The 25,459-nt window shown below is 67.0% G+C and carries 27 protein-coding genes; 12 read left to right on the top strand and 15 right to left on the bottom strand.

The annotated features are described in order from the left end of the window. Window position 1 precedes the first annotated feature (1 nt). On the top strand, window positions 2-307 hold the full coding sequence (locus tag VXJ37_RS00605) for a hypothetical protein (RefSeq protein WP_331321137.1): 306 nt from the start codon (window positions 2-4) through the stop codon (window positions 305-307). Between the two features lie 86 nt (window positions 308-393). Here VXJ37_RS00605 and VXJ37_RS00600 read toward each other — a convergent pair whose 3' ends face one another. The 3 genes from VXJ37_RS00600 to paaZ form a co-directional block, all read right to left on the bottom strand. After that, entirely contained in the window at window positions 394-762 is a 369-nt protein-coding gene (locus VXJ37_RS00600; RefSeq protein ID WP_331321136.1) for a hypothetical protein, read from the bottom strand. A gap of 33 nt (window positions 763-795) precedes the next feature. Beyond that, on the bottom strand, window positions 796-1,191 hold the full coding sequence (locus tag VXJ37_RS00595) for a VOC family protein (protein WP_331321135.1): 396 nt from the start codon (window positions 1,189-1,191) through the stop codon (window positions 796-798). A gap of 159 nt (window positions 1,192-1,350) precedes the next feature. Then, window positions 1,351-3,462, bottom strand: coding sequence for a phenylacetic acid degradation bifunctional protein PaaZ (gene paaZ / locus VXJ37_RS00590; protein ID WP_331321134.1), 2,112 nt, complete (start codon window positions 3,460-3,462; stop codon window positions 1,351-1,353). Window positions 3,463-3,606: 144 nt separating this feature from the next. Between paaZ and VXJ37_RS00585 the strand changes: the two genes are divergently transcribed. Further along, the gene (locus VXJ37_RS00585) at window positions 3,607-4,050 is read left to right on the top strand and encodes a PaaI family thioesterase (RefSeq protein WP_331321133.1); all 444 of its coding nucleotides are present in this window, start codon (window positions 3,607-3,609) and stop codon (window positions 4,048-4,050) included. Between the two features lie 23 nt (window positions 4,051-4,073). Here the strand turns inward: VXJ37_RS00585 and VXJ37_RS00580 are convergent, their stop codons facing one another. From VXJ37_RS00580 to VXJ37_RS00570, 3 genes are all read right to left on the bottom strand, one after another. After that, a complete protein-coding gene (locus VXJ37_RS00580; protein ID WP_331321132.1) occupies window positions 4,074-6,662 on the bottom strand; it encodes a S1 family peptidase in 2,589 nt (862 codons plus the stop codon). Window positions 6,663-6,721: 59 nt separating this feature from the next. Then, on the bottom strand, window positions 6,722-7,432 hold the full coding sequence (locus VXJ37_RS00575; RefSeq protein ID WP_331321466.1) for a tyrosine-protein phosphatase: 711 nt from the start codon (window positions 7,430-7,432) through the stop codon (window positions 6,722-6,724). Between the two features lie 99 nt (window positions 7,433-7,531). Continuing rightward, entirely contained in the window at window positions 7,532-8,152 is a 621-nt protein-coding gene (locus VXJ37_RS00570) for a GNAT family N-acetyltransferase (RefSeq protein WP_331321131.1), read from the bottom strand. Window positions 8,153-8,224: 72 nt separating this feature from the next. Here VXJ37_RS00570 and VXJ37_RS00565 point away from each other — a divergent pair, with 72 nt between their 5' ends. Further along, a complete protein-coding gene (locus tag VXJ37_RS00565) occupies window positions 8,225-8,458 on the top strand; it encodes a DUF6480 family protein (protein WP_141940277.1) in 234 nt (77 codons plus the stop codon). Window positions 8,459-8,467: 9 nt separating this feature from the next. Here the strand turns inward: VXJ37_RS00565 and VXJ37_RS00560 are convergent, their stop codons facing one another. The 4 genes from VXJ37_RS00560 to VXJ37_RS00545 form a co-directional block, all read right to left on the bottom strand. Then, complete coding sequence (locus tag VXJ37_RS00560; protein WP_331321130.1) at window positions 8,468-9,340, bottom strand: 3-hydroxyacyl-CoA dehydrogenase family protein; 873 nt, start codon at window positions 9,338-9,340, stop codon at window positions 8,468-8,470. A gap of 4 nt (window positions 9,341-9,344) precedes the next feature. After that, window positions 9,345-10,148, bottom strand: coding sequence for an enoyl-CoA hydratase/isomerase family protein (locus VXJ37_RS00555; protein WP_331321129.1), 804 nt, complete (start codon window positions 10,146-10,148; stop codon window positions 9,345-9,347). Next, window positions 10,148-11,374 (bottom strand): thiolase family protein, encoded by a 1,227-nt coding sequence (locus VXJ37_RS00550; protein WP_331321128.1) that lies wholly within the window; start codon window positions 11,372-11,374, stop codon window positions 10,148-10,150. The genes VXJ37_RS00555 and VXJ37_RS00550 overlap by 1 nt, the downstream gene beginning before the upstream one ends. 118 nt (window positions 11,375-11,492) lie before the next feature. Next, window positions 11,493-12,167: a pentapeptide repeat-containing protein gene (locus VXJ37_RS00545; protein ID WP_331321127.1), complete on the bottom strand. Its 675-nt coding sequence runs from the start codon at window positions 12,165-12,167 to the stop codon at window positions 11,493-11,495. Window positions 12,168-12,298: 131 nt separating this feature from the next. On the opposite strand from VXJ37_RS00545, the gene VXJ37_RS00540 reads away from it, so the two are divergent. Next, window positions 12,299-12,475: a CsbD family protein gene (locus VXJ37_RS00540; protein ID WP_331321126.1), complete on the top strand. Its 177-nt coding sequence runs from the start codon at window positions 12,299-12,301 to the stop codon at window positions 12,473-12,475. A gap of 177 nt (window positions 12,476-12,652) precedes the next feature. Here VXJ37_RS00540 and VXJ37_RS00535 read toward each other — a convergent pair whose 3' ends face one another. Beyond that, window positions 12,653-13,723 (bottom strand): DNA polymerase IV, encoded by a 1,071-nt coding sequence (locus VXJ37_RS00535; protein WP_440589759.1) that lies wholly within the window; start codon window positions 13,721-13,723, stop codon window positions 12,653-12,655. A gap of 99 nt (window positions 13,724-13,822) precedes the next feature. On the opposite strand from VXJ37_RS00535, the gene VXJ37_RS00530 reads away from it, so the two are divergent. Next, the gene (locus VXJ37_RS00530) at window positions 13,823-14,548 is read left to right on the top strand and encodes a dienelactone hydrolase family protein (RefSeq protein ID WP_331321125.1); all 726 of its coding nucleotides are present in this window, start codon (window positions 13,823-13,825) and stop codon (window positions 14,546-14,548) included. An 88-nt stretch (window positions 14,549-14,636) separates the two neighbouring features. Here the strand turns inward: VXJ37_RS00530 and VXJ37_RS00525 are convergent, their stop codons facing one another. Beyond that, window positions 14,637-16,097, bottom strand: a complete 1,461-nt coding sequence (locus tag VXJ37_RS00525; RefSeq protein ID WP_331321124.1) for an amino acid permease — start codon at window positions 16,095-16,097, stop codon at window positions 14,637-14,639. Between the two features lie 207 nt (window positions 16,098-16,304). Here VXJ37_RS00525 and VXJ37_RS00520 point away from each other — a divergent pair, with 207 nt between their 5' ends. From VXJ37_RS00520 to VXJ37_RS00500, 5 genes are all read left to right on the top strand, one after another. After that, window positions 16,305-17,066, top strand: coding sequence for a CPBP family intramembrane glutamic endopeptidase (locus tag VXJ37_RS00520; RefSeq protein WP_331321123.1), 762 nt, complete (start codon window positions 16,305-16,307; stop codon window positions 17,064-17,066). Window positions 17,067-17,120: 54 nt separating this feature from the next. Beyond that, entirely contained in the window at window positions 17,121-17,561 is a 441-nt protein-coding gene (locus VXJ37_RS00515; RefSeq protein WP_331321122.1) for a VOC family protein, read from the top strand. A 22-nt stretch (window positions 17,562-17,583) separates the two neighbouring features. Then, complete coding sequence (locus VXJ37_RS00510; RefSeq protein ID WP_331321121.1) at window positions 17,584-18,537, top strand: 1,4-dihydroxy-2-naphthoyl-CoA synthase; 954 nt, start codon at window positions 17,584-17,586, stop codon at window positions 18,535-18,537. Window positions 18,538-18,549: 12 nt separating this feature from the next. Next, a complete protein-coding gene (locus VXJ37_RS00505) occupies window positions 18,550-19,761 on the top strand; it encodes an AMP-binding protein (RefSeq protein ID WP_331321120.1) in 1,212 nt (403 codons plus the stop codon). 76 nt (window positions 19,762-19,837) lie between these two features. After that, window positions 19,838-20,719 (top strand): 1,4-dihydroxy-2-naphthoate polyprenyltransferase, encoded by an 882-nt coding sequence (locus VXJ37_RS00500; RefSeq protein WP_331321119.1) that lies wholly within the window; start codon window positions 19,838-19,840, stop codon window positions 20,717-20,719. Here VXJ37_RS00500 and VXJ37_RS00495 read toward each other — a convergent pair. Continuing rightward, window positions 20,716-21,024, bottom strand: coding sequence for a DUF4229 domain-containing protein (locus VXJ37_RS00495; RefSeq protein WP_331321118.1), 309 nt, complete (start codon window positions 21,022-21,024; stop codon window positions 20,716-20,718). The genes VXJ37_RS00500 and VXJ37_RS00495 overlap by 4 nt on opposite strands. A gap of 64 nt (window positions 21,025-21,088) precedes the next feature. Here VXJ37_RS00495 and VXJ37_RS00490 point away from each other — a divergent pair, with 64 nt between their 5' ends. Both VXJ37_RS00490 and VXJ37_RS00485 read left to right on the top strand, forming a co-directional pair. Continuing rightward, window positions 21,089-21,478, top strand: a complete 390-nt coding sequence (locus VXJ37_RS00490) for a PLDc N-terminal domain-containing protein (RefSeq protein WP_307308498.1) — start codon at window positions 21,089-21,091, stop codon at window positions 21,476-21,478. Between the two features lie 4 nt (window positions 21,479-21,482). Further along, window positions 21,483-22,049, top strand: a complete 567-nt coding sequence (locus VXJ37_RS00485; protein WP_331321117.1) for a hypothetical protein — start codon at window positions 21,483-21,485, stop codon at window positions 22,047-22,049. Window positions 22,050-22,059: 10 nt separating this feature from the next. On the opposite strand, the gene VXJ37_RS00480 is transcribed toward VXJ37_RS00485, so the two are convergent. After that, complete coding sequence (locus VXJ37_RS00480) at window positions 22,060-23,553, bottom strand: dynamin family protein (RefSeq protein ID WP_331321116.1); 1,494 nt, start codon at window positions 23,551-23,553, stop codon at window positions 22,060-22,062. Next, window positions 23,550-25,457 carry a dynamin family protein gene (locus VXJ37_RS00475; RefSeq protein WP_331321115.1) on the bottom strand — a complete coding sequence of 636 codons (1,908 nt, stop codon included), beginning with the start codon at window positions 25,455-25,457 and terminating at the stop codon, window positions 23,550-23,552. Before VXJ37_RS00475 ends, VXJ37_RS00480 begins: the two co-directional genes overlap by 4 nt. Window positions 25,458-25,459: the final 2 nt, after the last annotated feature.

The raw sequence follows: 25,459 nt of genomic DNA, 5'->3' as shown, positions 1-25,459 counted from the left end.
CATGAGCCACCCCAAGGAAGAGCCCGAGGCAGGATTCATCATCCCGGACCCCTCAAAGATCCGCGAGGACGTCCCCGGCGACGCCGGCGACGAGGCCAACGTGATCCGCTTCAGCGAGGAACAGGCCCTGATCGAGGAGCAGTCGCACGGCATCCGCCCGGACACCTACAGCGTCCCGTCCGGCGGCCCCACCATGGATGAGGCCCGCGGCAACATGGACCTCTCCGACCGCAGCGAGAGCGGCCACGGCACCGGCCCCGAGGACGACAGCAGCGACGACGGCCTGCACGGCGGCGCCGAAAGCTGACGCCAGGCCGCCAGGACAAGCAGCAGGGGTTCCCCGATCCGACCGGGGAACCCCTGCTGCTGTGGTTTCAACGGAGCCGGGCGATCCTAGGTTCCCGGCACCCCGAACACGGAGGTGTACCAGCCCATGTAGGCGAGCACGGCAGAGAGCAGGACGGCGGCCAGCACCAACGCGATGGAGTGGTCCCTGGCGATAAGCAGGGCCACCAAATTCGTGAGGAGCCCAAAACCCGCCACCACCGCCTGCAAGAGGCTGTTCGCAGCTATGGCGCGGGGCGACTCGAACATGCCGCCTGCGCCGGCCAGGAAGGTCACCAGGTACCAGGACGGCAGGATCCAGAGCGGAAAAGCCGCCAGGAGGACATCGAGTATGAGCGCAGCTTTGCCAGTGCGGGTAGTGGGACGCCAGACGAACCTGCGCTTGGCAGGGACTGTGCGCCCGTGTGATGCGGACATGTCATCCTCGGCTTCCGTGCGTGGGCCGGTTGCCTAGACCTGGTATTCGAGCTGCCCGCCGAGGTTTTGATGGACGCACAGGATGTTGTGCTCGGTGTCCATGAACCACGCGCACTTCTCCGACTCCGTGGTGCAGATGTGGTTTTCTGTCTTCAGCGTGGGCAGGTCGTAGTCCTGGAACATCACGCCCCGGGCCTCCATGTCGCGGACGGTTTCCTCAATGTCCGTGACCTCGAAGCTTAGGGCGGTGTGCTCGGAATGCCTGCCGTCGGAGACCGGCATCAGCTGCAGCAGGGGACCGCCGTCCGTGCCGAGCAGTTCGCTGCCGTCGTCGGTCTTTCCACGATGCGGGAGTCCAAGCTTTTCCGTGTAGAAGCTGCGGGCGCGGGCTGGATCATCAACCGGCAGGATGGTTGTGGCTGTGTTCATTTTGAGGGTCATTGGGGCCACCTCCTACGGGCAGAATCTTACGCCCGGCGGACCCAAAAAGACCCGCCCCCAACGCCCCTGGTGCTCCATCACTTTTGGTCCCTAAAACCGGAGTTTAGGGACCAAAAGTGATAGAGCATCCGGAAATTCGAAAGGGGGTTATTTCTCCACGAGGGTGAGGACGTCGTAGGTGGCCACGATCTCGTCGTTCTGGTTGGTCAGGACGGCGTCCCAGGCAACCTCGCCGTATTCGTCGGTTTCACGCGGGGTGATCTTCTTGGCGGTGAGGGTCACCCGGATGGAGTCTCCGGCCGCGACCGGGGTGAGGAAGCGTGCGTTCTCCAGGCCGTAGTTGGCCAGCACGGGACCCGGCGCCGGCTCCACGAACAGGCCGGCAGCCCAGCTCAGCAACAGGTAGCCGTGCGCCACGATGCCTGGGAAGAACGGGTTGGCTTCCGCCGCCTCCTGGTTGGTGTGGGCGTAGAACGTGTCCCCGGTGGAGTTGGCGAATGCGCTGATGTCCTCCAGCGAGACCTGCCGAAGGTCCGAGCGGACGGCGTCGCCAATCCGCAGCGTCTCCAGCGACTTCCGGAACGGGTGCGTCCCTTCCGTTTCCTGGGTGAAGTTCCGGTCAGCCCCGGTGTGCCACACGCCGGTAACGGCGGTAAGCATGTTCGGGGAGCCCTGGATGGCGGTGCGCTGCATGTGGTGCAGCACGGACCGGATGCCGCCCAGTTCCTCGCCGCCGCCGGCACGCCCGGGTCCGCCGTGGACCAGGTGCGGGACGGGCGAGCCGTGGCCTGTAGAGGTGCGGGCGTCCTCACGGTTGAGCATCAGGACGCGGCCGTGGTGCGCGGCGATGCCGGTGACCAGTTCGCGCGCGACCCCGGGATCGTTGGTGCACACCGAGGCCACCAGGGAGCCGCCCCCACGGGCGGCGAGGCGGACGGCGTCGGAAAGGTCCTTGTAGCCGATGACGGACGACACCGGCCCGAAGGCCTCGAGGGAGTGGATGGCCTCAGCTTCCGGGTTGTCCCAGTTCAGGACGACGGGTGCCATAAAGGCGCCGCCGTCCACTACCCCGGTGGTTCCGTCGGCGGAGGTGACCGACGGCGAATCGAGCGTTCCGTACGCAAGCTCCCCGCCGGCGTCGAGCATGGACTGCACGGCGGCGCGCACGTCCTGAAGCTGCTCCACCGAGGCCAGGGCACCCATGGTGACGCCTTCGCCGCGGGGGTCGCCCAGGACAACGCGCTCCGCGATGCGCTTGCCGATGGCCGCGGAGACGGCGGGCACCAGTTCCTGCGGCACGATGGCCCGGCGGATGGCGGTGCACTTCTGGCCGGCCTTGACGGTCATTTCGGTCACCACGGACTTGACGAACGCGTCGAACTCCGGGGTGCCTTCCACGGCGTCCGGACCCAGGATGGCGGCGTTCAGCGAGTCGGTCTCCGACGTGAACCGGACGCCGCCCTCCACCACGTTCGGGTGCGCCTTCAGGGACTTGGCCGTGGAGGCGGAACCGGTGAAGGCCACCAGGTCGCGGTAGTCCAGCACGTCCAGCAGGCCGCGGACCGAGCCGGAAACCAGCTGCAGAGAGCCCTTGGGCAGGATGTTTGATTCGATGATCGCCTTCACCACGGCAGCGGCAACGTAGCCGGTGGGGGTGGCGGGCTTGACGATGGTGGGGACGCCGGCGATGAAAGCGGGGGCGAATTTCTCCAGCATCCCCCAGACCGGGAAGTTGAAGGCGTTGATCTGCACGGCGACGCCGGGGATGCGGGTGTAGATGTGCTCGCCGGCGAAGGAGCCGTCCTTGGAGAGCACCTCCATGGGGCCGTCCACCACCACCTGCGAGTTGGGCAGTTCGCGCCGGCCTTTGGACCCGAACGTGAACAGGACGCCGATGCCGCCGTCGATGTCCACCATGGAATCGATCTTGGTGGCGCCGGTCTGGAACGAGAAGTTGTAGAAATGTTCCCGGCGGACGTTCAGGTACTGCGCCAGCTCTTTGAGCTTGAGCGCCCGCTGGTGGAAGGTCAGCTTGCCAAGTTCAGCTTGGCCGGTGGTGCGGCCGTACTCCACGACCTTGGCGAGGTCCAGGCCTTCCGTGCTGACCTTCGCCAGGATCTCCCCCGTGCTCGCATCCCGGACCGGGACGGCGGAAGCCGACGCGCCGGCGTCGGGCGTCCACCAGGCATCCATGACGAAGCTGGGCACTGTCTCCACGGTGTCGACCGTGGCCTGGGGAGCTGTGGCTGTGGTGGTCATCGTTGACGGTCCTTCCAACAAGGGGGCAGGCAAGCGGGGCAGTCATTACTGACCGTCCGTTCGGTAATATATTCACCATACATGAAGTGCCGTGCTGCACACTAGAAGGCCAGGACCGAATCAGCCCACCTATAAGGAGATCCCATGAACGCCCCGTCGCCCACGGATGCCGCCGGCAACCAGCCCCCGGAGCACGAGCTCTGGAAGATAACCCTCGGTGAGCTGGACGAGAAGATGGGCGTGAAGATCCTGGAGGAGTCCGTGGAACGGGTGGTGGCCACCATGCCGGTGGAGGGAAACCGGCAGTCGTTCGGCCTCCTGCACGGCGGCGCCTCCCTTGCCGTGGGTGAGGCCGTGGGGTCCTGGGCCGCCGTCATCCATGCGAGCACCATGGGCAAGACTGCGGTGGGAGTGGACGTGTCCGCAACCCACCACCGTTCCGCGCGTGAGGGCCAGGTGACCATCACGGCCATTCCCATCCACCTGGGCGGCACCCTGACTACGCACGAGGTGCTGATCACCAATGAGGCAGGCCAGCGCCTGTGCACCCTGCGCATCACCAACCTGCTGATGAAGCGCCACAAATAGCGGTGGTTTGAGCCGGCTGAAACCTAGTCCGCGCGTCCCCTCCGGCGCCGGACCAGCACCATCAGGACGACCCCGACGGCGAGCGCGGCCGCCGCGGCAAGCGCTGCGGGAAGCAGTCCGGACGCGCCGGTGGCAGCGAGGCTGCCGGCCGAGATGTTTCCTGCGGGAAGCACCGGCGGCGGGGCGTCGATGGTGAATGTGAGCTGCGCCGGAGTGGAGGCTACTCCGTCAACGGCCTGCGTTACCGACACTGTGTGGGCACCAAGGGCCAGCCCGCCGGGGAACGGAACCGTCCAGGTTCCCCCGGCCACCAGGACCAACGGTGCAAGGCTGCTTCCCACTGAGCGGGATCCTGTTGAGCCCGGGCCGGCCGCTCCAGCAGTGCCGGGCAGCGGCTTCCCGTCAATGGATACCACCACGTCCGCGCCGTTGAGCCCGGCTCCCTGGAGGGATGCGGGGAGGGCCTCCTGCTTGAGGTGCTGCCCGTCCGCAAGGCTGGTGACGGACGGTTGCGGCGGCATGACGGAGAAGGCCACGCTGGCCGGCGGGCTGTCCGCCAGGCCCGGGTAGGACTGGACGGCAGTGACATTCACTTTTCCGGCTGGTGCCGGGGCCCGCAGGGCAACCGTCCAGCGGCCGTCTGCCCCCACCCGGGCCGTGCCGGCGACGTCACCGGACAGGGTAATGGTGGCCCCGGGCGTTCCAGTGCCGTCGACGCCCGTCAACCCTGGCAGCGGCTGGTTGGCCGCCGTGGTGATGGTGGGCGCGGGAAGGGACGCCGGCGAAATGACCGTGTCCAGCGACGCCGCACCGGAGCGGCTGAACCCGTTCACGGTCTCTGCCGTGAAGCTGAACGGGCCCGGTGCGTCCGGTGCCGTAAAGGACCAGGTGCCATCGGGCTGCACGGGCACGTCGAACGGCTGCCGGCCCGCGTACGTGATGCGCACCTGGGAGCCTTGGGCGACGGCGGAGGCGGGCGCAGCAGGAACGCGGCCTGTAATGCTGGTGCCGGCCCTAAACGTCCCGTCCGGCGGAGCGGCGAGTTGGGGCTTGTTGAGGAAGAGTTCAAGCTGGTAGCCGGGCAGCACCTTGAGGGAGTCATCCAGGGTGGCGGCGACGGCAAAGTTCTGTGTCCCGCCCCAGTCGCCCGCGCTGTGGGTTCCCACCGCGTAGTTCCCGCTGATCCAGGGGCCTCCGGAGTCACCGCCGTTGGACTGTACGTCGTACGACAGGAATCCGTTGAACGCCCGGATGTCCGTTGGGTCGGTGGGGTAATTGTGTCCGCCCACCAGGAAGACTCCCACGGCGCTGATGTGCCCGCAGGACCAGCCGGTCCGCCAGCCGGAGCGGCACACCGGCATTCCGATGACCGGGGCAGAGGTGCCAATGATCTTCACGTCGGGGCCCGGCTGGGACGGATCGCCGTAGGTACTCGCCGCCGGCAGCGGGTCCAGGCCCTGCTGGATGCTGCCAATGACGGCGATGTCGACGCCCACATTGCCGGGTTGGGGACTGTTGGGATTCAGGACGGTGGAGTTCCCCGGACCGCCAAACTGGCTGAATTGGAAGGAGCCGAGCCGGCCGTTGGGCAGCCCCTGGAACAGCAGGTCGGCGGTCTTCGCCGTGCCGTCTTCGGCGCAATGCCCGGCGGTGAGGACGGCGGGCAGGCCGGAGGGGTCGAAGGCAGAGTACCCGGTGGAGCAGATGGTCTGCCGGTCCGTCTGGTATCCCACTCCCCCGGGCACCTCAGCTGCTTCCGGCTTGAGGAGGGCGCCGCGGTCGAGTTCCACGTTGGCGTACCGCGAGACAAACTGCGACGGGGAGATCTTGCCGGGAGCCGCGGCATCTGCGGCCGCTGGGTTGGAAGCCGTTCCCGTGCCGCCCTCCGTCGACTGCGCGGAGGCGATGCCGCCCGTCCGGATCACGAATTTGCCGCTGGAGGAGACAACTACTGCCTGCAGCCCTGCCGTTCCCACGTCACGGACATACTCCTGGAAAAGCTCTTCGGTGCTGATTGCCAGCTGGGACCGCTGGCCCTCCGCAGATGCGGCGGCCGGCGCGCCGGCCTGTGCCGTGGCGGCAGGAGCAGAGGGCGACGGCGCCACACCCGCCGGCGCTGCTGCGGCAGATCCGGCAGGGGGTGCTTCGAGTGACAGCGCGTGGATGCTCCCCGCGAGCGCGGCTACCGCAGCCTGGAGTTGTTGTCCGGAGCCGGTGACCACAATCGAACTGCCCTGAATCCGGATGCCCACATATCCGGGGAGCTGGCGTAACTGGACCGCTGCAGCCGCTGCCTGGGCGCCCAGCTCGCCCGCGGCCGCGAACTGCTGCGGGGTGAGCTTCAGGTCCCGCTGCACCGCGTCGGCGAGCGCCGCCTCCGAAAGGCCGGAGAACGGCGAAGGACTGGATGCGGAGGGTGACGGGGAAACGCCGGCAGCCGGTGCGGGACTTGGGGTCTCGCCGGCGGCAAAGGCCGGCACGGCCACGTAGGCGGAGGATGCCATCAGGCCGGCCGCCGCGCCCAGGGCGAGCACCCGGCGCAGCTTGTCCGCGTTCGACCCCCGCCGGTGCTCGATGGAGGTCCTGGTCCTGGGTGCTGCTGTTCCGCTCATGTCCGTCTCTCTGCCGATCAACGTGACTGAGGAAACAAGCGCACCTCACGTCACACGCGTCACACTGGTCCCATTGTATCTACGCTTGGCCGGCATATAGCCAGGACGGCATCCAGTTCGGCGGGGCTGAGCCCGTTCGCCAGCAGGTAGCCGCGCGTGTCCAGCGTGCGGACGAACGCCACTACGGCGAGGCCGCGCCGCTCCAGCAGGGGCCCCAGTTCCGAGTCCTCGAGGTACCGCTCCCGGCTGTGTGGGGGCCCGTGGGTGCGGTAGCGCTCGTTGATGCCGCGGGCGGCACGGCGGTAGCCCTCGGCGATCGTTTCATCGGAGTCACCGGCCAGGTCCTGGACCATGGCCGCCACCATTCCACTGCGGTCGCGGCCGGCGGCGCAGTGCAGCAGCACGTCCCCCTTGGGCGCCGCGCAGGCGATGGCCCGAAAGACACCCACCAGCTTCTCCGGGAACAGGCGCGCATTCCCCGCGTAGTGGGCCGGATCGTTGAGGTAGGGGCCGGTCAAGGCCGCGAACCGCGGATCGTCCGGCTCCTCGGTAGGTGCATGGACCACATCAATGCCCGTCAAGGCAGCGGCAGGCACCACGGGATCGGTGTCCCGGCGCCGCCCCTCGCCAACATTACGAAGGTCCACCACGGTGCGGACGCCGTCGTCGAACGCCTGCTTCCACCCAGCCTCTGTCAACCACTCACGCCGCCCCATCCGGTAAACACCGCCGGCGACATGCCATGCGTTGACAGCCCCATCCCAGCTCATGGACCGGCCCCGATTGCTCACCCGCCCAGCTAACCACACGCTCCCCTGGACCGCACGCCACGAAAAGCGGCCAAGCCAGCGCAGCCGCCCTCCGCCGGATCAGCGCGTCCCCTGTCCGCGCCGGTCCAGGCGGTACTCGAGGCCGGCGCGGACAGCGGGCCACTCGTGGTCCAGGATGGAGAACACCACGGTGTCCCGGAGGTTCCCGTCCTTGGTGCGTGAGTGGCTCCTAAGCACGCCGTCCTGCTTGGCGCCCAGCCGGGCAATTGCCTCCCGCGACTGGTGGTTGAGCCAGTGCGTACGGAATTCCACTGCCGGGCAGCCGATGGTTTCGAAGGCGTGGCGGAGCAGCAGAAGCTTGGAGTCCGGGTTGGTGCCGGTCCCCTGCACCGATGCCGCATTCCAGGTGGAGCCGATCTCCACGCGGGGCGTGGCGGCGTCGATGTTCATGTAGGTGGTCATGCCGATGATGCGCCCCGGGGCGCCCGTGGCTCCATCGATCAGCCGGGTGGTGAACGGAAGCATGGATCCCTGCTCCTGGAGGGCCAGCCGGCGCCTGATTTCCGCCGCCATCGCGCCAGGCGCGGGCACCGACGTGTACCAGAGCTTCCACAGGCCGCCGTCCCGGGCGGCTTCCACCAAACCGTCATGGTGCTCCTCGGCCAGCGGCTCCAGGATTACGTAGCGGCCGGTGAGGGTAAGGGGTTCAAGGAAAGTCACCGCACCAGCCTAGGCCCGCCGAAGGGGCGGTTAGGCTGGGGAAGCACCGCGACGTCGAGCGAGGGAGTTATTGTGTCAGGACCCAACCCGGATCCCGAGGACGACAAAATCACCGGCCTGGAGCCTGGCGGGGGAGTTCCGCCCGGCGAAACCCCGCCGGGCGAAGCATCGACTGCCGGCCCGCAGGGTCACGAGGAGCACGGAACCAGGAAGGGCACGCAGTTCCTGTGGATCGGCATTATCGGCGTCGTGGTCCTGCTGTGCCTCCTGTACTTCATCGGCTACATTCTGCACTTCTTCGGCTAAGGACTGTTCCTAGCTGGGCCAGTCGAAGAAGCCCTTCCCGGTTTTGCGTCCGAGTTCACCGCGGGCCACCTTGTCCCTGAGGATCTGCGGGGGCGCAAACCGGTCGCCAAGGGTGGAGTGCAGGTATTCGGCAATGCCCAGGCGGACGTCAAGCCCCACGATGTCGGTGGTTTTGAGCGGCCCTGTGGGGTGTTTATAGCCCAGGACCATGGCGTTGTCGATGTCCCCGGCAGAGGCCACGCCTTCCTCCACCATCCGCATGGCTTCCAGCGCGATGGCCACGCCCAGGCGTGAGGACGCGAAGCCCGGGGCATCGTTGACGACGACGGCGGTTTTACCGAGTGCCTCCACCCAGGATTTTGCGGCGGCGGCAAGTCCGGGAGACGTTCGCTCCCCCAGCACCACCTCGATGAGCGTGGAGGCGGGCACGGGGTTGAAGAAATGCAGGCCCAGGAAGTTCTCCGGCCGCTTCAGCTCGCGGGCCAGGCCGTTGACGGACAGCGACGACGTATTCGACGCCACGTACGCGTCCTCTGCCAGCCGTTCCTCGATGCCCCGCAGTGCCGTGACCTTGAGGTCCCAGTCTTCCGGGACGGCTTCCACCACCAACTGGCGGCCGGTGAAGTCGTCGTAGTCGGTGCTGACGGCCAGGCGGGACGTGAGTTCCTCGAAGTTGGTGTCCACGGCCCCGCGCTCGATGCTCTTCGCAGCCGCCGATTCCACCCGTTCGCGGGCAGCCTCGGCGGAGACGTCGTCGCGCTCCACCACCAGGACGTCTGCGCCCTTGATCAGGAAGGCGTGGGCAATCCCGGCCCCCATGCGGCCGCCGCCCAGGACTCCGACGAGGGTGGGCAGGGCGGGGTTCACTGATGGATCACTCATGGGTCTACTTTCCGTCGGCAGGGTTGGCGGCGTTGGCCTTCCTGGCCGCGTTACGGTCCAGGAACGCCTGCATGCGGTCGAACTTGGCCTGGGATTCAAAGAGGATGCCCTGGGCCAGCTGGTCGATAAGCGGATGTGCTTCGGCAGGTGCGTGGAAAACCGACTTGGTGATGCGGACGGCCAGCGGGTCCTGGCGGCCGATTCTGTTGGCCAGGCTGTGCGCCGCATCCAGAAGCTCGGCGGGGTCGTGGATTTCGGTGATGAGGTTGGCGGCTTTGGCCTCGTCAGCACCGAGGACCAGCCCGGCCAGCAGGATCTGCTTGGCCAGCGGTTCGCCCACGAGTTCCTTGAGCCGCCAGCTGGCACCGGCGGCGGCCAGGATTCCCAGCCCCGTTTCCGGGTTGCCGATCCGCACATTGGGTGTCCCGATCCGGAAGTCGGCAGCGTACGCGAGCTCGGCGCCGCCGCCCAGGCAGTAACCGTCCAGTGCGGCAATGACCGGCATGGGCAGTTTGGCGATCCGGACGAAGATGGTGGAGTTGATTCCCTGCAGGGCGTCGTCCCGCCGCCGCTCGCGCAGTTGGGCGATGTCGGCTCCCGAAGCGAAGACTCCGTCCACCCCGGCGATGATCAGCACCTTGGGGTTCTGTTCCAGCGCGGCGCAGACGGTGTGCAGTTCGTCCACCATCTGCTGGTCGATGGCGTTCTTCACCTCGGGCCGGTTGAGCAGCACCACCACCCGGTCGTCCTTCTCGTCGACAAGGAGCGCGGAAAACTTCTCCGCCGAGAGGTCCACGGTGGCGGCCATCAGATCTTCTCCAGCAGCATGGCGGTGCCCTGCCCGACGCCCACGCACATCGTTGCCAGGCCGATCTTGGCGTCTTCGCGCTCCATCCGCCCCAGCAGGGTGATGGCAATCCGTGAGCCGCTGGAACCCAGCGGGTGTCCCAACGCGATGGCACCGCCGTCGCGGTTGACGATCTCCGGTTCCAGCCCCAGGCGCCGGATGCACGCCAGGGACTGGGTGGCGAAGGCTTCGTTAAGTTCGACGGCGGACAGGTCCCCCACGCTCAGGCCGCTGCGCTTGAGCACTTTCTGGGTGGCGGGGACCGGGCCGATGCCCATGATCTCGGGTTCGCAGCCCGCTGAGGCGCCATCGATGATCCGGGCGCGCGGGGTCAGGCCCAGCCGCTCGATCGCAGCTTCCGAGGCGATGATGATGGCGGAGGCGCCGTCGTTCAGGGAGGACGAGTTCCCTGCGGTGACCACTGATCCGCCGTGCGCCACCGGCTTCAGGCCTGCCAGGACGTCAAGGGTGGTGCCGGGGCGGGGGCCTTCGTCAGTGTCCACCACGGTTTCGGATTTGCGGGTCTTGACGGTGACGGGAACGATCTCGTCCTTGAACCGGCCGGCCTCGATGGCGTCCAGGGCCAGCTGGTGGGAACGGACGGCGAACGCATCAGCATCATCCCTGGAGATGTTGTCCACCCGCGCCACTTCCTCCGCAGTCTCCGGCATGGAGTATGTCATCTTGCCGTCCCGGGCCAGGGATCCGTGCTGGAAGTGGGGGTTGGTAAAGCGCCAGCCGATGGAGGTGTCGAAGATTTGGCCGGGCTTTGCGAACGCCGCGGTTGGCTTTTCCTGGACCCAGGGTGCCCGGCTCATGGACTCCACGCCGCCGGCGATCACGATGTCCGCGGCCCCGGCCTTGATCATGTGGCTGGCCTGGATGATGGCGCTGAGGCCGGACGCGCAGAGCCGGTTGACGGTGATGCCCGGGATGTGGAGCGGCAGACCGGCCAGCAGGGTGGCCATCCTGGCCACGTTCCGGTTCTCCTCGCCGGCGCCGTTGGCGTTGCCCAGGATGACTTCGTCGATGCTCTCCGGATCCAGCCCGGCGCGTTCCACGGCCTCCCGGACCACCAGGGCGGCAAGATCGTCAGGCCGGACTGACGACAGCGCGCCGCCGTACCTGCCCACGGGCGTTCGGACCCCGCCTACAAGGAAAGCCTGCGGACCTGCAGCTGCAGCCATGGAAACACCCTTCACGCGATAAACAGCATTGTCATCGGCGGCCGGCGCAGAGGAATCCTCCACTTACCGACCGTTCGTTCTGTAAATGGTACACGGCAGGGTCCAGACGCGCATCCGGTTACAGGACCGTGACCCCCAAATGTGCTGCGATGAGCGGCGCGAGCAGGCCCAGTTGGTAGTCGTCGATGACAAGTCCGGAAAGGCTGCCGAGTCCGCTGATCCTCCGGAATTCGGTGCCCCGCAGGTCGAAGTCCTTCAGCCTGGCGCCGCCCAGGTCCAGGGATCCCACCGTGCAGTCCTCCAGTTTCACCCTGGTTGCGGCAGCGCCTCCGAGGTCCAGTTCGTTGATAATGCAGCCGCTGATCAGCACGTCGGTTAGCTTTCCACCCCGCAGGTTCAGGTAGTCGATCTTGCCGCCGTCGATCCGGACAGACTGCCACCCGCTCTCATACAGTTCGGCCGAGCCCAGGCGGGGATTACGGAACTCCACCTCGCGCCAGGCAGTGCGGGCTGCGTGGAAGACCGGCGCGTATGCCTCGGCCAGGAGGCAGTCCCGAAACGAGGCGCCGCGGAGTTGGGCCTCGTTGAAGGAAGCGGCGTCGAAGCGGCACTCGGCAAACACGGCATCCACCAGGTCCAGTCCGTCCATGGCCGGACGGTTGAACCGGACATTTTCATGCCGCACGCCGGGATGGAAGGCCGGGTCCGGCAGGTCTTCGGGTTCCTGCAGCTGAATCCTGGAAAGCCGGGGCGGGGTCACCTTGGCCGGAGTCTTGCTGCGCGCTTTGTCCATGAACCTGAGCCTATCGCCGGGCCGGAGATGCCAGGACACCGGATCGCTGGCCGGGGCTTGAAATAGTAAGTAGGCTTTGTTTACCGTGAAAGAGCACGGTTGATCGAAGGAAACGAAAGGAGGCCGGAACCATGGGCCTCGGAGACAAGATCAGTAACGCGGCAGAAGGCCTTGGCGGCAAGGCCAAGGAAGCTGCAGGCAACGCCACCGACAACGACCGCCTGAAGGCAGAAGGCCAGGCCGACCAAGTGAAGGCGGACGCCAAGAAGGTGGGCGAAAGCGTGAAGGACGAGTTCAAGCGCGACTAGCTCTTGCCGGCGCAGCCGCAGCGAACGGCGTACTGCACCAGCCCCAAACGGCGGCGGATCCCACGGATCTGCCGCCGTTTCACTGCCCGCTCACACCGTCGATTGCTGAGTATTTGTCGCTATGGGGCCTCATAACGACAAATACTCAGCAATCGACGGAAGGGGAGGGGCCGAAAATCACCAGCCGCTGCGGGTGGGGGTGTGCCCTTTTCGGGAGTCTTCGGGCATGGTCATCTCTGCCCGAAGCCCCAGGAGCCGGATAGGCAGCCCGGGCTCGATCCTGGCCAACAGCTCAAGGGCCCTGGACAGCACTTCTGCGGGATCCGACGTCTCCGGGGTTTTCCGCGCGTAGGTCTTGGTGGTGAACGGGGCGTAGCGTACCTTCAGCGTCAGCCCGATGACGGGGCGCCCCTCGGCCGCGACGTCCTCCATCACCTGCGCTGCAAGCTCACGCACGGCGTCCTCAATGTGGGCAGCGTTGGTCAGGTCGCGCTGGAAGGTGGTCTCGCGGCTGTGCCCCCGGGCCACCCAGGGTGTGTCATCAACCACCCGCGCGCCATCGCCGCGACCCAGCTGGGCATACCAGGGCCCCATTTTTGGGCCGAACTCAGGGACCAGGTCCTCCGGGTTGGCCGCTGCGAGCTGGGCAACAGTCTTGATGCCCAGGGCGGCAAGCCGCCGCGACACCGCCTTTCCCACACCCCACAGTTCGATGGTGGGGCGGCTTCCCATCACCTCGAGCCAGTTGCCTTCCGTGAGCCGAAAGACGCCGGCAGGTTTACCGAAGGTGGTGGCCACCTTGGCCCGGAGCAGGGTGTCCCCGATCCCGATGCTGCAGTGGAGGCGGGTTTCGGCCAGGACGGCCTGCTGCAGCTGCCGGGCAACGGCTTCAGGATCAGCGGTCCGGACGCCGACGAATGCCTCGTCCCAGCCGAGTACCTGGACCACGGTTCCCGGCTGGGAGCGCAGGACAGCCATGACTTTTTCGGATGCTTCGAAATAGGCTTCCTGGTCCACGGGCAGGATGACCGCGTCCGGGACTTTCCGGGCGGCGATGCGCAGCGGCATACCGGAGCCCACGCCGTGAGCCCTGGCTTCGTAGGATGCGGTGGACACCACGGCACGTTCGGTGGGATCGCCGCGGCCCCCCACAATCACGGGCTTGCCCGCGAGCTCCGGTCGGCGAAGCACTTCAACGGCAGCGATGAACTGGTCCAGGTCCACATGCAGCACCCACGGTTCGCTCACAAGCCCCAGTCTGCCCGGGCCCGGGGCAGTGCACCAGCGTCCGGAGGTCCGCGGCAGAAATCCACACCGTTTACGCCCGCTGCCCGGTTAGCCTTAGCCATGACCTACGTTGACCTCAGCGCCGAAAGCAGCGACGCCGGCGGCTCCCCTTCCCTGCGCGGCTACCTCGCCACACCACAGGGCCAGGGCCCCTTTCCCGGCGTCGTGATGATCCACGAGGCCTTCGGCCTGACCGACCAGACCCGCAGGCACGCTGACAGGCTGGCGCAGGCGGGCTACCTGACGTTGGCCGTGGATCTGTTCAGTGAAGGCGGGGCACGCCGCTGCCTGGTCAGCACCATGCGCAGCCTGACCGCCGGCACGGGCCGGGCTTTCACGGACATCGCGACGGCGCGGAAGTGGCTGGCCGGTTCCCCGCAGTCCACCGGAAAGACGGGTGTGATCGGCTTCTGCATGGGCGGCGGCTTCGCGCTGATGGTGGCCAGGGACGGGTTTGACGTCGCCTCTGTGAACTACGGCCGCCTTCCCGGCAACCTGGAAGACGCCCTCCGCGGCGCCTGCCCCATCGTGGCCAACTACGGCGGCGCGGACAAGCCCCTGCAGGGCGCTGCCGCCCGGCTCGAATCGGCCCTGGACGGGCTGGGAATCGAGCACAGCGTCAAGGAATTCCCGGGGGCCGGCCACGCCTTCCTGAATGATGCGGAAGAAGGCCCCAGGTTCCTGCGGCCGCTCATGCGCGTCATGGGCGTGGGGCCGGATCCGGACTCCGCCCCCGAGGCATGGCAGCGGATCGAGGACTACTTCGCCCGGTACCTGAAGGACTGACCGGGCCGGGTGCCGTTAAACGCCGACGGCGGGCGTCCCCACCCAGGGGATGCCCGCCGTCGAACGTTGTTCAGGAAGCCGGGAAGGCTTAGGTGAACAGGGAGTTCTTGGGTTCGTTGTTCTTGACTTTCTGCCACCCGAGCCACAGGAGGACGGCGAAGAACGGGATGGTTCCCAGGGTCCAGAGGCCCAGGTAGAACACTTCACCATCCTTGCTGGTCATGGTGTCGAAACCGATGAGCACGGTGATCGCCAGCAGGCCCAGCAGGCCTGCCCAGCTGGTCCACGGCGAGCCGGGCATCGGCAGGCTGGAAGCGTTGCCTTTCTTCTTGCGCAGCATGATCTGGCTGGCGAAGATGGCACCCCAGCAGAAGATCACGCCGATGGACGCGGTGTTCAGCGCAAGGTCGAACGCGTGCGAACCGCCCAGCCAGATATTCAGCAGGATGCCCACCAGGTAGAACACCGCGATGGCCAGGATGGCTGCGTACGGAACGTGGCGCCGGGACATCTTGGTGAGCCACTGCGGGGCATGGCCGTTGTTGGCCATGGTGCGGAACACGCGGCCGATCGAATACAGGCCTGAGTTGCACGAGGACAGGGCGGCGGTGATGACGATCATGTTCATGACATCGCCCACCCAGCTCAGGCCCATCTGGCCAAAGACGGTAACGAACGGGGAGGTGCCGGCCTTGTACTGGTCTGATGGCAGCAGCATGGCCAGCAGGGTTACGGAACCTACGTAGAACACGACAATGCGGAGGACGACGGCGCGGATCGCCTTGGGAACTTCGCGCTGCGGATTCTCCATTTCACCCGCCGTGATGCCCACCAGTTCGATGCCGTTGTAGGCGAAGATCACGGCGTTGAGGACCAGGACCATGACCAGCGCGCCCTTGGGGAACATGCCGCCGTCGGCTGCGAAAAGGTTGGTCACCGAGGCATGGCCGGTGCCCACCTGGGCATTGGTGACCACCATGAACGTGCCCACGGCCAGGAAGATCAGGATGGCTCCGACCTTGAGGCAGGATGCCCAGAACTCGAATTCGCCGAAAGCCTTGACGCTGAGCAGGTTGACGGCCACCAGGAGCGCGAGGGCCGCGATGGCCGAGGCCTCCACCGGGACGTTGGGGAAGAAGAACTGGAAGTAGAGGCCGATGGCGATGAGCTCGGCAATGCCGGTCATGCCCCAGTTGATGAAATACATCCATCCGGACAGGAAAGCGCCCTTCTTTCCGAACATCTCGCCGGCGTAGCTGACGAACGAGCCGGAAGTCTGGCGGTACATGATGAGCTCGCCGAGCGCCCTCATCAGGAGGTAGGCGATGACACCGGCGATGGCGTAGGAGAACACCAGGGCCGGTCCGGTGGAGGCCAGGCGTCCGCCCGCTCCCATGAAGAGGCCCACGCCGATGGCGCCGCCCATGGCGATCATGGTGACGTGGCGGCGGCCCAGGGTCTTGCTGTAGCCCTCGGCGCTGAGGGAGGAGTCGACGGCGGAGGTGGGCGCCGTGCTGTTCTTTAGGTCTGTGGGGGTACTTTGAGGCACAACTGTTCCTTGTGGGTTGGGGGTTGGCCGCATCCGGTCTTCGTATGATCGAGCTCACAAAATTCGGTTCAGGGGCCTTTCGGCCTGCGAATGTGAGGGTGATCGGACGAACTGCCGAAGCTTCACGCGACCTGACCATCCTACAAGACGGTCCGGGGTGGTACGTGACGCGCGCTACACGCGACCACCCGACGATAGGGTGGGAGCATGGCAACAGCCCACCGCTTACCGCCCGCTCCGCAGCCCCAGCTGTACCGGTTCTCCCCCTTGGACCTGGCCACGTTGTGCCTCTACGTTGCCATCGCGGGTTTCTTCGCGGCCGCCGGGGACCTGGTGGCGCCGCTGCTCCGGCAGATTGCGCCCTCCCCCGCTGCAGCGTCCTACGCCGTGAACCTCCTCTTCTATGCCTCGGTGGGAATACTGGCGCTCATGGCTGCCCGCAAAGTGGTGGTCCGCGACCTCAAAGTCCTGGCCACCAGGCCGTGGTTCACACTGCTGATGGTTCCGGCCTCCGTGATCGCCATGATGATCCTCACCGCCGTGGTGGTGGCCGCGAACGGGCAGGTGGAAACATCCCGGAACCAGGCGGGGCTGCAGGCGCTGATGCAGCAGGTCCCGGCCTGGCTGATGGTTCCGCTTTTGGTGGTGGTTGGTCCCTTCGTGGAGGAATACATCTTCCGCCACCTGCTGATCGGCAAGCTGGGCCGCCGGGTCAACATCTGGATCTGCTGCATCCTGTCCGTGGTGCTGTTCGCTGCCCTGCATATCGTGGGGCAGGAAGCGCTCACGCTGACAGCCCTGCTCCCCTATCTGGCCATGGGCGCCACGCTGGTCTTCGTCTACATGTGGACCGGGCGGAACGTGATGTTCTCCTACTTCGTCCACGCCGCCAAGAACCTGCTGGCCGTGCTCCTGGTCTACGCCATACCGCCGGAGGTCTTCAACCAGATGCAGAACGTGCAGGCCTAGCTCTCCTTCACTGAGGACCTTCCGCAACGCCCCGGCCGCCCTTACCGTGGACGGATGGCACTGAATATCCAGATCGTCGTCGATTCCGCCAGGCCGCATGATCTCGCAGACTGGTGGGCGGAAACGCTGCAGTGGGCCGTGGAACCGCAGGATGAGGGTTTCATCCGCTCCATGATCGAACAGGGCTATGCCACCGAAAACCAGACCACTACCCACCGCGGCAGCCTGGTGTGGAAGGACGGGGCCGCCATCCGGCCGCCGGAGGAAATCAACTCCAGGAACCCCGAACGGCGCATCCTCTTCCAGGCTGCGCCGGAGGGAAAGACGGTCAAGAACCGGGTGCACTGGGACGTCCGGCTGGACGGCCGGGAGAAGGACGAGGTGCGGCGGGAACTGGAGGTCCGGGGCGCTTCCTTCCTCTGGTCCGCGCGGCAGGGCCCGCATTCCTGGCACACCATGGCGGACCCCGAGGGCAACGAGTTCTGCATCAGCTGACACCGATTACTAGACTTGGACGGTGAGCAACCAGATCCCCGCCCCGGTGTCCGATGTCTTCGATCCCATGCGCTGGCGGGTGGTCTCCGGCTTCGAGGACTTCCAGGACATGACCTACCACCGCCAGGTGGAACGGGATTCCGACGGCGGCTGGGTGCGTGACCTGCCCACGGTCAGGATTGCCTTCAACCGGCCTGAGGTCCGGAACGCGTTCCGGCCCGGGACCGTGGATGAGCTCTACCGTGCCATGGACCATGCCCGCATGACGCCGGACGTCGCCACGGTGCTGCTCACCGGCAACGGCCCCTCCCCCAAGGACGGCGGCCACTCCTTCTGCTCCGGTGGCGACCAGCGGATCCGGGGCAGGGACGGCTACCGCTACGCCGGCGGCGAGACCCAGGAAACCATCGACCCCGCGCGGGCCGGGCGGCTCCACATCCTGGAAGTCCAGCGGCTGATGCGCACCATGCCCAAGGTCGTGATCGCCGTCGTCAACGGCTGGGCGGCCGGCGGCGGCCACTCCCTGCACGTCGTGTCAGACCTCACCATCGCGTCCCGGCAGCACGGCAAGTTCAAGCAGACCGACGCCACGGTGGGAAGCTTCGACGCCGGCTACGGCTCCGCACTGCTGGCCCGCCAGGTGGGGCAAAAGACGGCCCGCGAGATTTTCTTCCTGGCCCGCGAATATTCCGCTGAGGACATGGTCCGCATGGGCGCGGTCAATGAGGCCGTGGACCACGAACGGCTGGAGGAAGTTGCACTGGAATACGCAGCGGACATCGCCCGGCAGTCGCCGCAGGCCATCCGGATGCTGAAGTTCGCCTTCAACCTTGCCGACGACGGCCTGGCCGGACAGCAGGTGTTCGCCGGCGAAGCCACCCGCCTGGCCTACATGACGGACGAGGCTGTGGAGGGCAAGGAGGCCTTCCTGCAAAAACGCGACCCCGACTGGTCACGCTTCCCGTACTACTTCTAAGGCAGGACGGCAATGAACAGCGAAACCTCCACCCCATCTGCCCAGGGCGGCCCCCTTAACATCGAACCCGCCCTGAACGCCCTCGCGGCCGCCCTCCACGGCGAGGGGCCCGCCGTCGAACTCTCCGTCGGTCCAGACGGCGGGCTCGTCGTAGGGCACGTGGAAACACCCGGATGCGATGATGCCGTGGCTGTGGTGCGCACGTCCGGCTCCACCGGAACGCCCAAGGCAACCCTGCTGACCGTGGAATCCCTTGCCGCCTCCTCGATGGCCACCGCCCTGCGCCTCAAGGGCGAGGGCCAGTGGCTGCTGGCGCTGCCCGTCCAGTTCGTCGCCGGCATCCAGGTGCTGGTCCGCTCCCTCTTCGCCGGCACCCGGCCCTGGGTGATGGACATGTCGGGCGGCTTCACCCCGGAGTCCTTCACCGCTGCCGCGCTGGAGCTGACGGATAAGATCCGCTTCACCTCGCTCGTTCCCACGCAATTGCAGCGCCTCCTGGACAATCCCTCGCCGGAAACGCTGGCAGTGCTCCGGCGGTTCAACGCGGTCCTGCTGGGTGGCGCGCCTGCGTCGCCGGCCCTGCTGGCAGCCGCCCGGGACGCCGGTGTCCGGGTCATCACCACTTACGGCTCCGCTGAGACCTCCGGCGGCTGCGTCTATGACGGCTACCCGCTGGAAGGCGTGTCGGTCCGCGTGGATCCGGACGGCCGCATCCTCCTGGGCGGGGACACGGTGGCCGCCGGCTACATCGAGGCCCCCGACGAGGAAACGGGCACGTTCTTCGAGGAGGACGGCGTGCGCTGGTACCGCACCAGCGACCTCGGCTCCATCGACGACGACGGCCGGCTCACCGTGCTGGGCCGCGCCGACGACGTGATCATCACCGGAGGCGTCAAGGTTTCCGCAGGGCACGTCCAGGAGCAGCTAGAACAGTCCGACGGCGTCGCGGCGGCTTTCGTGGCAGGGGTTCCGTCCGCGGAGTGGGGCCAGGCCGTGGCGGCCTACGTGGCCATCGTCCCCGCCGGCGGGGACGGCAGGGAAGGTGCAGCCCGGCACGAGGCCGGTGACGCCGCCGTCGCCCTCCAACGACAGTGGCAGGCCCAACTGGGGGTCCAGGCGCCCAAGACGGTCCTCGCCGCACCGGAACTGCTCATGCTGCCCAACGGCAAACCGGACCGGCTCGCCATGACCCACCAACTCAGCGCCCTGCACGGGGGAAAGTAGAGTTGGACCTGCACCACCGCGGCGGGTGCGCACGCATCATCCTGCCGTCTTACCGAAACAACACGAGGTACTAACCGTGGCCACAGCCGCCCAATGGATCCAAGGCGCCCGACTCCGGACGCTGCCGGCCGCAATCGCGCCGGTGCTGATCGGCTCTGCCGCCGCCTACGAGATGGACTCGTTCATCCTGCCCAACGCCATCCTCGCCGCGTTGGTGGCGCTCCTGCTCCAGGTGGGCGTGAACTTCGCCAACGACTACTCGGACGGCATCCGGGGAACCGACGATGACCGTGTGGGTCCGCTGCGGCTGGTGGGCTCCGGCGCTGCCAAGCCTGAGCACGTCAAGTGGGCCGCTTTCGGCGCCTTCGCCGTGGCCATGGTGTTCGGCCTGGTCCTGGTGCTGCTCACCCAGGCCTGGTGGCTGATCCTGGTGGGCCTGGGCTGCGTCATGGCCGCCTGGGGATACACCGGCGGCAAGAACCCCTACGGCTACAAGGGCCTGGGCGACCTTTTCGTGTTCGTGTTCTTCGGGCTGGTGGCCACGCTGGGCACCACGTTCACCCAGGCCGGCCACATCAACCTCTCGGCGGTGATTGGCGCCATCGGCACCGGGCTGATCGCCACGGCGCTGCTCATGGCCAACAATGTGCGGGACATCCCCACCGACATGCAGGCAGGCAAGAAGACCCTGGCCGTGCGCCTGGGGGACAAGCATGCGCGCGAAAGCTACGTCCTGATGCTCGCCGTCGCCATCCTGCTGGTGGTAATCCTGGCGCCGGGGCGGCCGTGGATCCTGATCGTGCTGCTGCTGATTCCGGCCTGCCTGATGCCGGCCTGGCTGATGATCAACGGGCGCAAGCGCAAGAGCCTGATCCCGGTCCTGAAGCAGACCGGCCTGATCAACCTGGGCTACAGCGTGCTGTTCTCACTCGGACTGGTCCTCAGCCACGGGTTCTAGCTGTTCTGGCTGCCCTTGGCGTTGTTGATGGTGATGTCAGGGTTGGCGTCCAGTAAGGCATCCTCGGCGTTGGCGTCCTGGACCTCGCCGGCTGAGCGCAACGGCTTGGCCTTTCCGGAGAACCGGTGCTGCAGGGCAGCTGCCGCAGCATCGCGCTGCTTCTGGAAGAACAGGTAGCTGATGGCGAAGGCAATGGCCGCAGCGCAGATCACGGACATCAAGGCCCCCAGCTGCAGCAGGGCGAACAGGATGAACAGGGGCACAAAGATCGCCAGGCGGATCAGGGAATATTTCAAAAAGGCCACTATTCAAGTTTAGCTGCCTCCGCCAACGGCCCCTGCCCGTCCTGACGATAGACTTAATAGCATGCTGCTGTTCCGTGTGGCGTTGGCCGTCGCAGTCCTCGTCATCTTCGTGTATGGCCTGGTGGACGTGATCCGCACTGAAGGCCGCCTGACCCGGGGTATTTCCAAGCCTGCCTGGATCATCGTGCAGATTGTCCTGCCTGTTTTGGGCGCCATCCTCTGGCTCTTGATCGGCCGCCCGCGGGGCACCGCGCAGCCGCGGCCCAGCTACCCGCACCCCGTTGCGCCGGACGATGATCCTGACTTCCTGCGCAACCTTGAGGCCCGGCGCCGGAACCAGGCAGAGGCCGACCGCCTGAAGAAGCTCCGCGATGAACTCGAGGCCAAGGCCAAGGAGGAAGGCGGCAAGGGCCGGCGCGGTACGGACGAACACGACGCCGACGGGCTGAAATAGGGCCATGGCGTCCCCGGCTGGCGGCGAAAAGCGGAACCTGTCCGCGCCCCCTCCCAGGCCCGGGCTGTCCTATTCCTCGCCGCCGCCCATTCCGGTGGTTCCCCCTGTCCCCCGCGCGGTCCGAACCGCCCGGACACTCTGGCTCCTCAGCTTCGCAGCGGGGCTTGCCGTCCTGTTGGGGTCCTTCGCAGCACGTGATTCGAACCTGCAGCGCCTGCGCGGGGTGGTGGCGGGCATGGCTGGGGGCAGCGGCGCCGGGGCGGCCACCACCGCCAGCGCCGTCTTTTGGGGAAGCATCGCTGCCCTGCTGCTGATGACCTTGCTGGAGGCGGCCGTCCTTGCCGCTTTGCTGGGGCGCCGGGCCTGGGCCAGGTGGACGCTGGTTCCCCTGCTGGCCAGCCATCTGCTCCTCCTCATTCCGGCGTCCGCCTTCCTGGTTCCCGGCGGTGCTGCGGGCAGCTACGTGGTGATGCTCTGGGCCGCCGGACTGCTCCTGGCCTTTGCCGGGCTGGCGCTCCTGTTCCTGCCTTCCGCCGGGGCCTGGGTAAGGCACGGGGGCACACGCGGCTGAGGCCCTGTTCCTACGCTGGCTGCCGTTGCCTCTCCCTGCCGTTGCAGTCCGCGAGGATTCCCTCACAGCTCCGGATGACAACCCGGCATGCCTCAACAGCGGTCCTTGCGGTCAGCGGGCTTTCCGCAACGGCACGCCATTGCACCAGGCAGCGCCTGGCCTCCGCCGCCACTTCCTCCGGGCCGGAACCCGCATCCAGGCCCAGCCGTGTGCAGGCATCCGGACCGTCTCCCCCCAACAGCTGTTCCGCCGCCGCCGCGAGGTTGGGCGGCAGGTCCGCCCCGGTGGTCCGCAGTGCCGCCAGCAGCCGGAGCTCCCGGAACTCATGCGCGCCGGCCTGCACCCGTTCCAGGGACGCCGCCAGGTGTTCCGTCCCCTGCCGGGGCCGGCTTTCCAGGAGGTTCGCCACCGCCGCGAGCGCAGTCCTGGCCTTGAGCGCTTCCGCCCGGGCCTGGAACTGCCGGTTCACCACCTCCAGCAGGGAATCCAATCCGCTGCGCCGGGCCAGCTCGTGCGCCAGCGGCGTGGGCTCAGGAAACCCGTTCCGGATCAGGACCACGGCAAGCCGGATGCCGAAAAGCCCGTAGCGCTCCAGCAGCGATGCACGGGCATCTTCCGTCAGTTCCTCAGGTTCCGTGGACCGGCGGAACCTGTCCGCCGACAGCATCAGGCGTTCCCGTGCTGTCCGGTCCATGGCTGCCAGCGACTGTAGGGCCTGGAAGTCCGGCTGCCGCAGGGTGCGGGCGCTTTGCGCCAGCAGCCCTGCCACGGGAACCACGCCCAGGGCCAGCTTCCGCAGCCCAGGGTCTCGGCTGTACCTTTCGGCAATCGTGGCCGCAGACAGGAGGGAGTCGATGCGTCCGGCCCCCACTTCGTCAGCCCGGGACAGCACAGCGACGGCGTTGACGGTGCCGGAGCGGGCGGCACCGGTATCGCGGAAGGATTCCAGGAACCGGAGGTCGGAGGCATGCATGTGGCGCATCAGGTAGATGACCGCGTCAGCTTCCGACGGCGAATCCTCCGGGGCCAGGAACCGTACCGACCGTGCGGAGACATCCCGGGAGATGGATGCGATCCCGGGAGTGTCAATCAGGGTCATCGCGCGCAGGGCCGGCGACGGCCATTCGACGTCGAGGTGCTCCACCTCTTCGGCCCGGATGCCGTCCAGGACGAAGGCCAGGCGGCCGTCCACTCGTTTCACCGGAAGGTTCCGGGGTTCCCCCGCAACGGGGTGCAGCCTGATACGGGGGGTGTGGCCGTGCCGGTACCAGGTGACAATCCGCGTGCATTCACCGGTGTCGGTGGGCGCAATTTCCTCGCCGATGATGGCGTTCAGGAGCGTAGACTTGCCCGCCTTCACCATGCCGGCGACGGCGACCCGCAACGGCTCAGCCAACCGCTGCGCATACTGCTGGAGCACGGCGGAAGCCTGCGGATCGTCAGCGTATGCCTCAAGCGCTTCCCGGATCAGCGCGGCGGCCCCCGCTGTGGTGGATGCCGTCATCCCACCCCCGCCGAAGCACGGGTGCCTGCCGCAATGGCCTCAGCGGAGACAGCTTCCGCGGCCCTGTGCAGGGCATCGACCTTTGTGAGCTGGGACCGGATGTCCCGGATCCTTCCTTCCCTCTCCTGGGTGAAGGAGTTTGCAGCCTTCTGGGCAGCTGCCACCGAATCGGACAGCGACCGGTGGTATTCATCCGCGATCTCCGTGAAGTGGTCGCGGATGGTCCGCTGGACCAGGCGGAGCCGGTCCTTCAGCTGCTTTCCCACCTGGAATATGACATCGTCCAGCTGGCGCCGCACCAGCGCCTTGGCTTCACCCTGGCGGCGCTTCAGGCGTGTTTCCCTGTCCTCACGGTAGGCCTTGCGCCCCAGCAGCAGCCCGGCCCCCACGGACAGCGGATTGATCAGGGCCATTCCGAAGATACCGGTCAGGAGGCCGAACATCAGGACACCGCCGTAGGATCCGCGCATTCCGATGAGGACTTTCTGGATCGGGTTCACGCGGCCGGGATCAAGCTGCGGCATCCGGTCCACCGGGTCCAGGGCGTCCCCTGAATCGGAAACCTGCAGGACCGGCAGGGACACCTCGTCAGCGGCGAAGTGCTCGGCCACCTGCGCCGCCAGCCACTGCGACCGCTCGCTGGTCCAGACGAAGGTGTCCGACACCGCCGCGGCAACGCACTCTTCCAGCCACTGCGTGAATTGTGGCCATACCGGCCCCGGATCACCCTGGCCGATGGCGGTTTCGGCTTCCTTTTGGATCCGGCGCAGCCGGTCCCGGAGATCGTACTCCAAGTCAGAGATGAGGTCGTTGATGCCATCGCTCAGTGTCAGCTGCCACCGTGCGGACCGCTTCCGCAGCTGGTCCGCCTCCGTCTTGGCCTGTTCCAGGGCCGCGAGCATCTGCGGCGTGCCGCCCGGGTTTTCCAGGGCGTCGAGCTCAGACTGCAGGGCCAGCCGCAGGTTGTCGGTAACGGACAGCAGGTCCTGGCTGGCGGAGCGCCGCTGGATGCGTTCCGCCTTGCCCACGATGTCGTTACGCAGGTAGGCCACCAGGGCAGGGAAACCGGATTCGGCGTTGAGCTCGCTGTCCTGCAGCCGTGACGCCTCCAGGCGAAGGTCCGCGGACAAGGGGAACAGCGGGATCTCCGGCGCCACCTGGTCCAGGTATCCCCGGTCAAGTTCCTGCACCCGGCGCCAGTCCGGGTAGAGGTCTGTCTTGGACAGGACGGCCGCAACGCTTGGGGTGATCCGCATGGCCTGGCGAAGGAACCGCAGTTCAGGTTCGGTGTATTCCTGTGAGGCGTCCGAGACCAGCAGCATGGCGTCCGCGGCGGGCAGGGCCGTGAGGGTGGTCAGCGCATGGGTGGAGTTCATTCCACCCACTCCCGGGGAGTCGATGATGGCCAGTCCCCCGGTAAGGATTCGGCGCGGCAGGCAGACCTCCACAGCCGCGAGTTTCCTGCCGTTTCCAGGGTTGCCCTGCTCGGAGACGAGCGCGGGCAGGTCCGCGAGCTCCACGGGGCGGCGTTCGATGGTGCCCTCGGCCCCGTCAGCGCCATCGCCGGCAGCGCTGGAATCTTTTACCCCGGGGACCAGGACCGTGGCGGAGGGTGTCTCCCCGTACCTGACGATGGTTGGCACGGATGTGGCAATGTCGTCATCCACGGGACACACCGGGGCGTTCACCAGGGCATTGATCAGCTTGCTCTTCCCCTGTTTGAATTCCCCCACCACGATGACCCGGATGCTGGGATCCTGCAGCCGGACCAGGGCCTGGTCCAGCCGTCTGCGCAGGTCAGCACGCTCCCCGCTGCCCACCAGCTCAACCCCCTGCTCCAGGAGCCTTACCAGTTGCCCGGCCGTCGTCGGCCCCTGCTGCCAAACCGGTCCTGAATCTGCCAAAG

It is taken from the genome of Pseudarthrobacter phenanthrenivorans (assembly GCF_036455295.1).
GTDB lineage: Bacteria > Actinomycetota > Actinomycetes > Actinomycetales > Micrococcaceae > Arthrobacter > Arthrobacter phenanthrenivorans_C.
This window is presented reverse-complemented; position numbering and strand designations above follow the sequence as displayed.

What these genes read in the sequence shown, in the direction of transcription:
- VXJ37_RS00605 (WP_331321137.1), top strand. Translation starts at nt 2, where the DNA reads ATGAGCCACCCCAAGGAAGAGCCCGAGGCAGGATTCATCATCCCGGAC.
- VXJ37_RS00600 (WP_331321136.1), bottom strand. Translation starts at nt 762, where the DNA reads ATGTCCGCATCACACGGGCGCACAGTCCCTGCCAAGCGCAGGTTCGTC.
- VXJ37_RS00595 (WP_331321135.1), bottom strand. Translation starts at nt 1,191, where the DNA reads ATGAACACAGCCACAACCATCCTGCCGGTTGATGATCCAGCCCGCGCC.
- paaZ (WP_331321134.1), bottom strand. Translation starts at nt 3,462, where the DNA reads ATGACCACCACAGCCACAGCTCCCCAGGCCACGGTCGACACCGTGGAG.
- VXJ37_RS00585 (WP_331321133.1), top strand. Translation starts at nt 3,607, where the DNA reads ATGAACGCCCCGTCGCCCACGGATGCCGCCGGCAACCAGCCCCCGGAG.
- VXJ37_RS00580 (WP_331321132.1), bottom strand. Translation starts at nt 6,662, where the DNA reads ATGAGCGGAACAGCAGCACCCAGGACCAGGACCTCCATCGAGCACCGG.
- VXJ37_RS00575 (WP_331321466.1), bottom strand. Translation starts at nt 7,432, where the DNA reads ATGAGCTGGGATGGGGCTGTCAACGCATGGCATGTCGCCGGCGGTGTT.
- VXJ37_RS00560 (WP_331321130.1), bottom strand. Translation starts at nt 9,340, where the DNA reads ATGAGTGATCCATCAGTGAACCCCGCCCTGCCCACCCTCGTCGGAGTC.
- VXJ37_RS00555 (WP_331321129.1), bottom strand. Translation starts at nt 10,148, where the DNA reads ATGGCCGCCACCGTGGACCTCTCGGCGGAGAAGTTTTCCGCGCTCCTT.
- VXJ37_RS00550 (WP_331321128.1), bottom strand. Translation starts at nt 11,374, where the DNA reads ATGGCTGCAGCTGCAGGTCCGCAGGCTTTCCTTGTAGGCGGGGTCCGA.
- VXJ37_RS00545 (WP_331321127.1), bottom strand. Translation starts at nt 12,167, where the DNA reads ATGGACAAAGCGCGCAGCAAGACTCCGGCCAAGGTGACCCCGCCCCGG.
- VXJ37_RS00540 (WP_331321126.1), top strand. Translation starts at nt 12,299, where the DNA reads ATGGGCCTCGGAGACAAGATCAGTAACGCGGCAGAAGGCCTTGGCGGC.
- VXJ37_RS00530 (WP_331321125.1), top strand. Translation starts at nt 13,823, where the DNA reads ATGACCTACGTTGACCTCAGCGCCGAAAGCAGCGACGCCGGCGGCTCC.
- VXJ37_RS00520 (WP_331321123.1), top strand. Translation starts at nt 16,305, where the DNA reads ATGGCAACAGCCCACCGCTTACCGCCCGCTCCGCAGCCCCAGCTGTAC.
- VXJ37_RS00515 (WP_331321122.1), top strand. Translation starts at nt 17,121, where the DNA reads ATGGCACTGAATATCCAGATCGTCGTCGATTCCGCCAGGCCGCATGAT.
- VXJ37_RS00505 (WP_331321120.1), top strand. Translation starts at nt 18,550, where the DNA reads ATGAACAGCGAAACCTCCACCCCATCTGCCCAGGGCGGCCCCCTTAAC.
- VXJ37_RS00485 (WP_331321117.1), top strand. Translation starts at nt 21,483, where the DNA reads ATGGCGTCCCCGGCTGGCGGCGAAAAGCGGAACCTGTCCGCGCCCCCT.
- VXJ37_RS00480 (WP_331321116.1), bottom strand. Translation starts at nt 23,553, where the DNA reads ATGACGGCATCCACCACAGCGGGGGCCGCCGCGCTGATCCGGGAAGCG.